The 12,673-nt window shown below is 42.7% G+C and carries 6 protein-coding genes; 3 read left to right on the top strand and 3 right to left on the bottom strand.

Annotation, left to right across the window (positions count from 1 at the left end; translation table 11 throughout):
* Positions 1-256 precede the first annotated feature (256 nt).
* From J7E57_RS22995 to J7E57_RS22985, 3 genes are read right to left on the bottom strand one after another with little or no spacing between them, the layout of a single operon-like run.
* A complete protein-coding gene (locus tag J7E57_RS22995; RefSeq protein WP_215125696.1) occupies positions 257-1,672 on the bottom strand; it encodes an arylsulfatase in 1,416 nt (471 codons plus the stop codon).
* Between the two features lie 6 nt (positions 1,673-1,678).
* On the bottom strand, positions 1,679-3,169 hold the full coding sequence (locus J7E57_RS22990) for a RagB/SusD family nutrient uptake outer membrane protein (RefSeq protein WP_215125697.1): 1,491 nt from the start codon (positions 3,167-3,169) through the stop codon (positions 1,679-1,681).
* Between the two features lie 9 nt (positions 3,170-3,178).
* Entirely contained in the window at positions 3,179-6,511 is a 3,333-nt protein-coding gene (locus J7E57_RS22985) for a SusC/RagA family TonB-linked outer membrane protein (protein ID WP_215125698.1), read from the bottom strand.
* A gap of 1,065 nt (positions 6,512-7,576) precedes the next feature.
* Here J7E57_RS22985 and J7E57_RS22980 point away from each other — a divergent pair.
* The 3 genes from J7E57_RS22980 (at position 7,577) to J7E57_RS22970 (ending at position 12,665) form a co-directional block, all read left to right on the top strand.
* Positions 7,577-8,113, top strand: a complete 537-nt coding sequence (locus J7E57_RS22980; protein WP_215125699.1) for an RNA polymerase sigma factor — start codon at positions 7,577-7,579, stop codon at positions 8,111-8,113.
* A 42-nt stretch (positions 8,114-8,155) separates the two neighbouring features.
* Positions 8,156-9,283, top strand: coding sequence for a FecR family protein (locus J7E57_RS22975; RefSeq protein ID WP_215125700.1), 1,128 nt, complete (start codon positions 8,156-8,158; stop codon positions 9,281-9,283).
* A gap of 73 nt (positions 9,284-9,356) precedes the next feature.
* Entirely contained in the window at positions 9,357-12,665 is a 3,309-nt protein-coding gene (locus J7E57_RS22970; RefSeq protein WP_215125701.1) for a TonB-dependent receptor, read from the top strand.
* Positions 12,666-12,673 lie beyond the last annotated feature (8 nt).

Below are 12,673 nucleotides of genomic sequence, written 5' to 3'. Positions count from 1 at the left end.
TAACTTTGATTCAATAACTTTGTACAAAGATCTCTCTCCCGAAATTTCGGGACTGCGCTACAGTCGAGATGACGACTATTCTATTGGAATCTGTCAATGATAGCGGAGTCGATTGCTTTTAATATACCGAAAAACGAGTCCTCGACTACGCTCAGACTGACATACTAATAATTTATAATGAAATTTAAACAGGCTCTTAAACAATTTTAATTATAAACTGTTAGTTCCGATCCAACAAAGGTGAGAAATATTGTAATTATTTTACCGTCCAATAAGGTGAATCTGTTCTGGCGGTTAAAAGATAATCCTCAATTTTCTTCACAATATCAGGATGGGCAGCAGCCACATCATTGGTTTCGCCAATATCCGTTTTAAGGTCGTAAAGTTCGAGTTTATGATGTCTTTTCACCCCTTTCCACCGACCATAACGCACGCCCTGCTCAAAGCCGAATTCAAAAAACTCCCAGTATAGAAAGCGGTCGGTTTTAACCTTGCCGCCCTTAATAGCCGGATATATACTAGTGCCGTCTGTATGGAATCCAGTAGTTTTACCGGCAATCTCTCCAAAAGTTGGCATAATGTCAGGGAAATACCCCGGCACATCGCTTGTTTTCGGCGCATTTTTAATAAATGGTGCCCATGCGATAAACGGAATTCTGATCCCTCCATCGTACATATCCCTTTTGTACCCTTTAAGCCTACCGTTCGAATCAAAGAATTCGGATACCGCTTTCAACTGACTGGTCGGCTCCGACCTTGGGCCGTTATCTGATGCAAAAAACACAATCGTATTCTCAGATAGCCCGCTTTTAATCAGGTAATCTTTTATTTTACCTACCGACTGGTCTAAATAATACACCATAGCCGCATAGGTCTTCATATCTTCTGGCCAGTTTTTATTCCTATAGATGGCCTGGTCTGGCACATCCAGCGGTGAATGCGGATTATTAAAGTTCAACATTAAAAAGAAAGGCTTTTTATTATCTTTTTGGGTTTCCAGATAGGCCAGTGCTTCATCTGTACAGATATTGGTTTCATAATAGCCTTTTCTTGCATTGGTATTTGCTTCTACCTTCAGGAGCTTACCATTCACATAACGATGATCAGGCCAATAAGTGCTTGCGTAGGTTGAGGGAATATTGATCAGCCATCCCGAAAATTTATCGAAGCCCCTTTGTAAAGGTGTAGCGAGCGAATCATATCCATCCACATGCCATTTTCCCACCAGCGAAGTATGATAACCGGCATCCTGCATCAGGTTTCCTATAGTGTAATCATCCTTGGTGAGATTGGCCCGGTACACCACATTTTTTCCTTTTTTCCCCGCAAGCCCTCCTTGTTCGGTTGCATTACCCCTAATCGTAGCGTGCCCCGTGTTGAGGCCTGTAAGGATGGATCCCCGTGAGGGTGAACAGACCGGAGCACCTGCATAAAAATCGGTAAATCGTGTTCCTTCATTGGCCAGCTTATCGATATTGGGCGTGAGGATCTGTTTTTGTCCGTAAACACCAACATCTCCATAACCCAGGTCATCGGCCAAAATAAAAACAATGTTGGGCTTTTGCCCAGCCTTTCGCTGGGCAAATATTGCTCCATTATACAGCAACGAAAAACCAATTATGATTAAACTTCTTTTGATCATTATATTGAATTGAAATCTTATTCTTCCCATAATATACTAGTTATAGCCCGGATTTTGAGTATAAAGGCCAGGTGCAGTCTGAATTTCTGCCGCAGGCACCGGATAAATGACATAGTTCGGCACAATTTCATTAATTTTCGTGATCGCATCGGCTACTCTCCAGGCATTCATCTGCGAGACGACCAGACCTTCGCGCACAAGGTCGTTCCAGCGGAGCCCTTCGCCTAAAAACTCCCTTTGCCGCTCCTGCATCAGGGTCTCGATATTTACATTTGATAATGCGCCTACGCCAGCCCTGGCCCTCACCCTGTTCACAGCCGCGTCTACATCACTTTGAGTGCCCGCTGCACCATGAAGGATACATTCGGCTTTCATTAACAATATATCGGTATAACGCAATACGATAAAATTAATCGGCCAGTCTTTTCCCGACAGGCCCTTTTTGGCCACATCGATGTATTTTTTGACAAAAGGACCAGCAGTATAGGTAGTTGCTACATTGAAAGGATATCGCACATCTGTTCCGCTAACCGTATTAGTGGTGTAAGAATTGACCAAACTTTTTGATACCGGAAAAGTACTGGCTCCATAGCCGTTCCCATAACTGTTAGAAATCCCATTGCTGGTCCAATAAGCTACCGGCACCAAATGGGAAGGAAAACCGGCTCCGTTTAAACTCGAAGCAAACTGTACATCAAACACCACTTCACTATTATTTTCGTTGGTGTAAGAAAATATTGATGCATAATTGGAGGCAAAACTATAGGGACTCCCGGTAAGTACTGCATCGAACAAAGCAGCAGCCTTATCATATTCATTGCTGTTAAGGCCGGGTCCGTTTATACCATATGTTGGGCCCGATTTGGTGAGATAAACCAACCCCAGCAGCCCTTTTGCAGCATAGGAAGTTGGTCTTCCAAGGTCAATCCCTGTAAAAGTTGCGGGTAAGTTGGCCACTGCATACTGCAGATCGGATTCGATCATTGCATAAACATCAGCTACCGGACTACGTGGAATGCTTGCTACTTCCACAGCGCTCTTTACCGTCGATATTAATGGCACCTGGCCAAAAGTCCTGACCAGAGAAAAATAGTAGAATGCCCTCAAGAAACGAACTTCGGCAGCATACCTTGTTGCATTTGCAGCGGTGAGTACACTTCCTTTGGTTTCTAATGCTGCCAAAACGGTATTCGCATTATATATGCCGTTGAAATTGGCTTTCCAGGCTGTAGTGATAAATCCTGTTGTGGTAATACTCGGTGTAAAATTATTGATCCCGTCCCAATCACGGTTACCATCAGAAGTCGCATTTAAGTTGTCGCTGCGCATTTCACTGAGCCATAGTGCCTGACTGGGATAATTGCTCAACTGGGAATACACCCCATTTACCGCCTGAAGAAAGTCGTTATTATTGGTAAAAAAATTCTCTGTAGCCAAACTCGACTCTGGTGTTTGATTTAATTGTTTTTCGCAACTGCCCAACAGCAGTATTGCGGAGAACAGGGTTAAGTATATTTTCGTTTTCATCTTATTCTACTAAAAGCCAATGTTTATTCCAATTGAAGCTGTTTTACTTAATGGTGCCGAACCGTAATCGCCTGATATTGCATAGCTGGCATCGCCACTTACGTTCGTATTCTGCGCCTCTGGATTTGCTCCCCCCTTATATTTATCATGAGAGAAATAGTTTTCGAGCGCTACAAATATCCTTGCCGAAGAAATGCCATGGGTTTTGATCAACCCCTTCAGGTTATAGCCCAAAGTAATGTTCTGTACCCGAAAGAAATCGCTGGAGTAGACCCAATCAGAGGTTACGTTCGGATAGGTATAAGTTGCGCCCAGTTTGCCCCTTGGTGCATCCGGATTGGGGTCTGTTGCGGTCCAGTGGTCTCTCCATACCCCAAGAACATTTGCGGTTGTACTTCCCGAAAAGTCGATTGCACGGCCCAGATAAGAAAGTATCGAGCCTCCATGTTGACCATACAACTGTATACCAAGGTCGAAATTCCCATATTTAAAATTGTTTAACCAACCCCAGATATATTTAGGAGAAGGCTGTCCACCAACTACCCTATCGGCAGCACTGATTTTTCCATCGCCATTGGTATCAACGTATTTCGCATCGCCAATTTTCTGTCCGGATACTTTTGCCACAGCCGGATTGGCAATATCGGCAGCCGTTAAAATTCCATCGGTTTTAGTGATGTAATAGCTGAAAGCAGGGAGTCCTTCCCTAAGCAGGTATGGCGCATTGCTACCGCTATAAGCAGAAGCGATTTCGATATCAGCATGTGTTGGGCCAAGATCGGTTATCGCATTTTTGTTAAAGGCAATATTAGCGCTCATTGACCAGGTGAAATTGGCTGTTTTTATGTTTACCGTATTCAGTCCGAATTCCAATCCTTTGTTCACCACCGCACCTATATTTTGTAAACTTGTACTGAAACCACTTGCTGATAGTACCGGCAGGTTTAACAGTAGGTCGGTATTCTTTTTATGATAGGCATCGAAGGTGAAATTGATTCTGTTGGCCAAAAGGCTGAAGTCTAAACCAAGATCATAGGTGTTGGATGTTTCCCATTTCAGCGCTTTGTTGGCAAGGCCCGAAACCACCTGCCCGGTAGCCGTTGTTGGCGTATTGCCGCCAAATACGTAATTCGAATTTATCAGGGTGCTTATGGCATTATAGTCGCCAATGTTGTTGTTGCCCGATTTACCCCAACTTAATCTTAGTTTTAACTCACTGATGGCTTTAACATCTTTAAGAAAAGATTCTTCTGAAACTTTCCATCCGGCAGATACCGAAGGAAAGGTTCCCCAGCGGTTTTCAGATCCAAATTTAGAAGAGGCATCTCTTCTGATGGTACCAGATAAAAGGTATCTGTCTTTAAAAGCATATTGAAGCCTGCTGTAGTACGAAAACAGGGTATTATTAGCTGCAGTTGAAGTTCCTGTAGTGGTTACCCCTGCAGCGTTGGCAATGGCATTACTTAAGGTTTTGATGATATCGTTGGCAAAACCTCCGGCCGTTGCAAGGCTTACCCCTTCGGTATGCACTATATTGTACGACACCCCTGCAATGGCAGAAATCTTGTGGACACTGGCAATAGTCGTGGTATAATTCAGGGTGTTCTCGTTAAGAAAATTCTGTTTCTTAGTTACCGCGTAAGAGCCGGTTGAGTAAAGACCAGGATTGGTTAACAAAGCCGATGCTGCACCAACGGTAACCTGATCAGATGTATATTTTGAAGTATTTCGATCAACATTATCATAATTTACGCTCGACCTCAATGACAGGCCGTTAACTATTCGATAATCTGCATATATCGAAGCCAATAATCTTGAGGTTTTTACCTTGTTTATTGCGGTTTCCAGATAGGCATACGGACTGATTAATCTTGGGCTCGCCCAGGTGTAGGTACTGTTTCCATAAGCCCCGGAATTTAAACCTGCCGAACTTTCAACTACCGGCACCATCTGTAAAGCATTCATGAGCTGGTTGTCCTTACCCTCCCCCGGAGGTGCATTATTAACAGAATAAGATGGCGCAAGGTTGATCCCGAATTTAAGCTTCTTACTGGCATTGGCCTCCACATTGGCCCTTAAACCATAGTTCTTAAAATTGGAATTAATCAACGTTCCGTTTTGGTTAAGTACGTTACCTGAAATAAAGTAAGTCACATTTTCTGCCCCTCCGCTTGCTGAAACCTCATAATTTTGATAAGGTGCATTGGTAAAGATGGCATCCTGCCAATCTACATAATCAAGTCCGGGGTGTCCAGGCTGTGCCCATCTCGGATCGGTCATAAAAGAGGTGTTAATGGTACCTGGAGCAAGGCCTAAAATAGCGGCTTTTTCAGCATTGGTTTGGGTAGCAGTTCTTCCTGTACCAGAAGCTACCCATGCAGCGTTGGCCAGTTCTGTTGCCTGGGCAACCCACTCACCAGCACTCAGCATATCGATCTTTCTGGCTACCGAACTAATACCTGCGTTGGCATTCACACTAATTCTTGGTTTGCCCGCAACACCTTTTTTAGTTGTGATAATTACTACCCCATTTGCAGCACGAGAACCGTAAATGGCTCCCGCAGCTGCATCTTTTAATACCTGAACACTCTCGATATCATTTGGATTAAGATTATCTAATGGACTGTTTGAAACACCTCCGGAGGCATTCTGACTGGCGACATCCAAAGGAAAGCCATCCAAAACGTAAAGGGGTTCATTACCTGCCGTGATTGAGCCAGCCCCGCGTACCTGAATACTTAAACCAGCTCCGGGCGTGCCGCTTTGCTGCCTTACCTGAACGCCGGCCATCTGGCCGATAAGCGCCTGCTCAACTCTTGATATCGGCTTTTCTTCTACTGCTTTTGCATTAAAAGTGGCTACTGAGCCTAATACATCGCTTTTTCTTTGCGTACCATATCCTACCACAAGTACCTCTTCAAGCTTACTTTGATCAGGATCAAGTTTTATCGAGAGTGGCTGGCCTTTATAAAGCACTTCCTGTGTTTTATAACCTACGTAGGTAAAAACCAAAGTAGGCTGATTTAACTCGGTAACCAGTTGAAATTCGCCGTCGGGATTTGTTGATACCACCTGAGCAGTTCCCTTGAGCCTAACACTTACCCCAGGCAGGGGAAGGTTCTTTTCATCGGTTACTTTTCCCTTAATTGTAACAGTCTGCGAGCGTAGACCTTCACTATTTGAAATCTCAAAAGAAACATCGAGAAAATTGTATACTGTCAAATTTGCCACAACGGTTGCCTTTGAATGAGAGAGGAGATTAATATTTTGTCCTTCGCCACTTCTTTTTGCCCTGGCCTGCAGAACGGAGGAAATCAGAAGAATTCCCGTTAGACAGGGCATTAAAAGTATTTTTGACAAAGGTTTGTTATGCGAGTCCTTCCAGGACTTTCCGCTTATTTTCATAATTTATATTGTTTTATGCCAATCATGAAACTGCAACAAGCATTAGGAATATGAAAAATTCCCGTGCAGAATTCATAATTTTGACATGATCATTGAATAAACTGACCGGATGCAACGCCAATTGATCTCCGGCAATGGTCGAAATCTGGGGAGAATGCAGAAACGCATTTTCCCTTATTTATATTCAGTAACTATCTTATTTTGCAAGCTCCTTTCTATACCTTGGGTATTGTGTTTTATAATTGATTTTATTTATCCATTCAATATTTCCAATCGGTCAGTCACTCCTTTATTTCATTCCCATATCATGTTAAGATTATACAGAGGTCATGACTTTAGCATATCTACTTACGGTTGATTATTTACCTTCCATGCGGTCATTTAAAAAAACAAAAACTCGAGAAGAGAACAAAAACAGAGAAACCAGATTCAACAACAGCAACCAAAGCTATTGTAGGATGTATTAGAGATCGGATTAAGGGGACAAGTAACTGTTTCGGATATCATAATATATTAAATCTATAGTATTAGTAGACAAAATTATATTATCTTAACATAGCCTACAAACATTTAACAAATTTTACGACTTTGATAATTTTTCAACTTCCGGCAACGATGGCATAACAATTTATACGCGCAAAAATTATTCTATTCATAAAACAATCTGTTGTTGTATACAAGCATTTGCTCTTTCAGCTAAATTGTTCAACGATTCAAATTAGCGTACAGCAACGGCCACAACCGGATCGCCGCTTTACTATCAAGCCACAATTGGATAAAATTTTAGCTAAAAGTAAAAACACCTGTTGAAGACTGAACCTGAGATACATCTGAACATTCACTCTATTGACCATCTGTCCACATTACAACTGTACAAAATATGAGCGAGGCTTAAATCCTCAATCCAAATAGTAGAAACAGTTGCATCATACTTAGTACCAGACCTTTCTTGTTTTTCTGAATTTCAAAGTATATATTTATCGCCTGCTTTAATCTATATTAATGGAGATCACTGACCAAATATTATTGAATGACCTCAAGAACGGCAAAAAGACTGCCTACGAACAGGTATTTAAAAAATATTACAAACCACTCGCGCTAAAAGCATATATGATGCTGGAAGACGAAATGGAGGCAGAAGATCTGGTCCAAAACCTGTTTATTTCCATGTGGCAAAAATCACATTACCAATCTGTAAACAGCTCCCTTAAAGCTTATCTTTTTAGGGCTGTGCATAATCAATGCCTGATGGCCTTAAGGACAAGAAAAGTTACCCAGCAAAAAATGGATGAATATACCGAAAGGATAAACCTGGAGGACGATATTGAACAATCAGAACAGACCGGTAGCGAAAATACCATTAACCTTGCCCTTAACGAGCTTCCTGCCCAGCGCCAAAAAGCATTTAAGCTGGTTTACATGGAAAACAAAAAATATCAGGATGCAGCCAATGAAATGGGGCTTTCTGTTAATTCAATAAAGACACATTTGAAGCTTGCGGTTAAAATGTTACAGGAAAAATTGATCACATTCAGATGAGCGTTCACCTAATGATACTATAACTGCATCTATAAATAAGAGATGGAATATAACGAGGATTTTATAAAAGGGCTTTTATTTGAAAAGATTGCAGGTACGATAAGTGAGGGCGATGACTTTATTGCTGAAAAAGCGATTCTGGCAAACCCCGATACCAGGGAATTCTGGGAAGAGCTGAAATCAAAAATGAAAAGACCAGGTACAGCATCTTTCCTCTCAGGGCTTGACGAAACAAAAGCATGGGAAAATGTTGAGCCTCACCTTCCGGAAATACCAGTTAGATCTTTTTATGAGCGGAACCGGCGGTACATCAGTGCCGCTGCAATGCTACTTATCGGATTGCCTTTGATGTGGTATTTTTTTAATAAACAGCAGTTAACGTCTAGAGAGAAAGGTACTGTACAGCAGCAGGTATATCTCAGAACAGATAATGGCAAGATAATCGAACTCACAGCAGGTCGTACCATAAACATGGACGGTGCCACAGTACACACCAAACAAAAAGAATTAAGTTATGCCCCAGCAGGAGCTGGCAATAAAGATTGGGCAACCCTGTACGTACCACCAACTAAAGATTACAAGATTACCCTGCCCGATGGAACAGAAGTCTGGATGAATTCTGCTTCCAGCCTACGTTTCCCCAATAGCTTCGATAAAAAAACAAGGGAAGTCTATTTAACAGGGGAAGCTTATTTTAAAGTGACCCACAATCCAGACCTTGAATTTATTGTACATACTGAATTTACCGACATCAAGGTTCATGGTACTTCTTTCAATGTAAATGCCTATAATGTGAAAAATTTTGCCACATCCCTTATAACCGGATCAATTTCGGCTATAAAAGGAAATGAATCCATCATGTTAAAGCCAGACCAACAGGTAAGTTATAATGACGGTGGTAAACTTGTTATCAAAACCTTTGATCCCCAGGAGGTCCTGTCCTGGCGGAACGGCACTTATTATTTCCACAATAAGTCCCTGGCGGAAATTGCACAGGTACTCAGCCGTTGGTACGATGTAAAAATCAACTGGAAATCCCCAGCTGTATCAGAACAGACCTTTACCGGTGAAATCGATAAGAAACTTCCTCTTGATGTTGTGCTATCAAATTTAGAGTTATCTTCAGGCATAAAGGCTAAACTGGAAAGCGGGATATTGACTTTCAGATAATTTTTTCAGGTTCCGTTCACCCATTTTGGTTAAAGCTGCATCTTAAGGAAAACCGATATAAACTTTAACTGTTATGAACAAAAACCTTACCCGAACGGGCCGGATTTCATTGCCGGCTGCATTCATGCTGCTGTTCATCCTCATTACAGGGGCAAGCCCCCAAACACTAGGCAGGATCAGTATTGAAGGCAAAAACATCACTATTGCTTCTGTATTCAGAACAATCAAAAAACAAACAGGCCTCACTGTTTTCTACAGCAACAAACTCCTCGATGATTCTGAAAAAATTTCTGTCAATTTCAAACAGGCAGAACTTGCCGAAGTGATGGACCTTACTTTAAAGGGAAAAAGGCTCGACTGGATTTTAAAGGAGAATTACATTGTACTGCAAAAGGCTACATCTCCCGAAAAGAGTGAAAAGCGCATTCAAAACAAGCCCATGGGGGAACAAAAAAAAGAAGACCGGACAGGCGTTGTTACCGATGAGACCGGTAAGCCCGTCCCCGGAGTAAGCGTAAAGATAAAAGGCAGTAATGGTGGAGCAGTGACCGATGTAAACGGTCAGTATAAAATCAATGCCAATGCTGGAGATATGCTTGTATTTTCATATGTAGGATTCGCGACGCAGGAAGTACAGGTTGGAACTGAAAACAGGATAAACATTAAACTCCTTCCCATTGATGAGAACCTGAACGAAGTTGTTATTGTGGGCTATGGTATCCAGAAAAAAGTAAACCTGACCGGAGCGGTTTCGCAGGTTTCGGGCAAAGACCTTGCTGCGCGACCCATGGGACAGACTTCTGCTTCCCTGCAGGGAATGGCACCTGGCGTTACCGTGAGGCAGAGCTCAGGGAGACCAGGAGGTGATGGCGGAACCATCAGGATCAGGGGTATCGGAAACTTTCTCGATTCGAATCCCCTTGTGATGATTGACGGTATAGAAGGATCGATGAACAACATTGATCCTAACCTGATCGAGTCTATCTCCATTTTAAAAGATGCGGCCTCGTCCTCTATTTATGGTTCGAGGGCCGCAAACGGCGTAATTCTGATCACCACGAAAAGAGCAATTGCCGATCAGGTAAATGTATCTTACAACAACTATATCGGCTGGCAGGAAGCTACGAATATGCCTGACCTTGTTGATGCGCTGGATCATATGCTGCTGACCAATGAAGCTTATGTGAATACCGGGCGCACACCGTTATATTCTGAAGCACTGATTCAAAAATACCGTGAACAGGGCGGCGTCAGCTCCGATCTGTATCCCAACACAGACTGGCAGAAAGAAACTTTAACCGGATCAGGATTACAGCAAAGCCATTTTCTGACCATTCAGGGTGGAACCCAAAAAGTAAAATTACTGGGCTCTTTCGGACTTTTTGATCAGAAAGGGATCATTGAAAATTCAAGTTTCAAACGCTATACCATCCGGAATAACGCAGATATAACGTTCTCGGAAAAATTTAAGGCACGGATAGACCTGCAGTTTGTGAATGCCATCACTACTGATCCTGCAGCAGCATCGAGCGAAATTTTTCAGTGGATGAACGGAATCCCTGCAAATCAGATCGGCATCAACCAAAGCGGCCAGTGGGGCGTTGGATGGAACGGTTCTAATCCGATTTCGGCAAGTAAAGATGGCGGCACCAACCGCACGAGAGGCCCTTTTGGGAGCATTAATGCCACGCTGAACTATAAACCAGTAGAATGGCTGGAAGCCGAGGCTGCTTATTCACCAAAATATGCGCTATCCTCATCAAAAAATTTCAGAAAGGCAATCCAATCCTACTTGCCAAATGGCGCCACAAGTTTCCTTACCCCTCCCCTAACTTCGCTCGCGCAAAATAAGAGTGAATCATTTTTTAACAACATGCGTGCTACGCTAACTGCTTCGAAAACATTTGGAAACCACAGCTTAAAATTTTTGGCCGGGGCATCACGCGAGGATTATTTCAATGAATGGACCAATGCCTTCCGTGATACATACATCTTGCCGGATTATCCGGTGTTGAACACCGGTTCGGCCCTAAACCAACAGGCAACAGGCAGTGAAGAAGAATGGGCATTACAATCGCTGTTCAGCAGGTTTAATTATGTATATAAAAACAAGTATCTGCTAGAAGTCAACGCCCGTTATGATGGGTCGTCGCGCTTTTCATCTGGAAATAAATATGGCTTTTTTCCATCTGCATCAGCAGGTTGGCGCATCTCGGAAGAAAATTTTATGGTTGGCTTAAAAAAAGTGGTCAATGAAGCAAAACTAAGGCTTTCATGGGGAAAATTGGGCAATCAGAACATTGGCACCTATCCCTCTGTCACCACAATTCTGCTTGAATCCTATACCCTTGGGAAACAGATTGTAAATACCGCGGCTTTAAATAACCTCGCAAATAAGATGATTTCCTGGGAAACTACAGAGGAAAAAAATATCGGTATTGATCTTACCCTGTTCAACAACCTGAGCATTACTGCAGATTATTACAGGAGGAGAACAAGCGATATCCTGCTTCTATTGGATATTCCATTAATAGTTGGTGTTGGTAAACCCTTTCAGAATGCCGGAATTGTTGATAATAACGGTTGGGAGCTTGGTCTTGCCTACAAAGGAAAGATAAAAGATTTTAATTATAACCTCAGTTTCAACATTTCAGACGTAAAAAACACCATTGTGGATACCAAAGGTGTCAATCAGACCGGATTGACCGTAAACCGTGAAGGTTATTCGATCGGTTCTCTTTTCGGCTACCAGGCCGAGGGACTCTTTGCTTCTGATGCGGAGGTGGCCGCCCATGCCAAACAGTTCGGTACGGTAAAGGCCGGAGATATCCGTTATAAGGATCAGAACGGCGATAACCTGATTAACGAGGCCGACAAAATCGTTATCGGCAGCACCTTGCCAAGGCTCACCTATGCTTCAACCTTAAGCGGTTCTTATAAAGGTTTTGATTTTTCGGTACTGGTTCAAGGGGTAGGCAAAGCAAACGGCTATCTTGCCGGCCCTGGTATCTTACCATTTAATGTTGGTGGCGCAATAGGCGGAACCATCAGGGAGGATAACAAAGACCGATGGACACCGGACAATCGCAATGCCAAATATCCACGTCTTGCTTTCGGAGAAACCAATAACGAACAGGTTTCTACCTTCTTTTTAAAAGATGCATCATACCTGAGGATAAAAAACGTCCAGATCGGTTATACTTTGCCGGTTGGCATTGCCCAGAAAATTGCACTTAAGAGGCTTCGGATTTTTGCAAACGGATCCAATCTGTCATCATTCGACAGGTTCTGGGATGGATATGATGTAGAAGCGCCGGTTGGCGGTGGGAATATATACCCCCAGGTTAAGGTCTACAGTTTCGGTTTAGAAGCCACTTTTTAAAAACAGAA

Source organism: Pedobacter sp. ISL-64, from assembly GCF_018613605.1.
In the GTDB taxonomy this organism is placed as follows: Bacteria; Bacteroidota; Bacteroidia; order Sphingobacteriales; family Sphingobacteriaceae; genus Pedobacter.
This window is presented reverse-complemented; position numbering and strand designations above follow the sequence as displayed.

Coding starts and splice junctions, on each gene's coding strand:
- J7E57_RS22995 (WP_215125696.1), bottom strand. CDS start 1,672: ATGGGAAGAATAAGATTTCAATTCAATATAATGATCAAAAGAAGTTTA.
- J7E57_RS22990 (WP_215125697.1), bottom strand. CDS start 3,169: ATGAAAACGAAAATATACTTAACCCTGTTCTCCGCAATACTGCTGTTG.
- J7E57_RS22985 (WP_215125698.1), bottom strand. CDS start 6,511: ATGCCCTGTCTAACGGGAATTCTTCTGATTTCCTCCGTTCTGCAGGCC.
- J7E57_RS22980 (WP_215125699.1), top strand. CDS start 7,577: ATGGAGATCACTGACCAAATATTATTGAATGACCTCAAGAACGGCAAA.
- J7E57_RS22975 (WP_215125700.1), top strand. CDS start 8,156: ATGGAATATAACGAGGATTTTATAAAAGGGCTTTTATTTGAAAAGATT.
- J7E57_RS22970 (WP_215125701.1), top strand. CDS start 9,357: ATGAACAAAAACCTTACCCGAACGGGCCGGATTTCATTGCCGGCTGCA.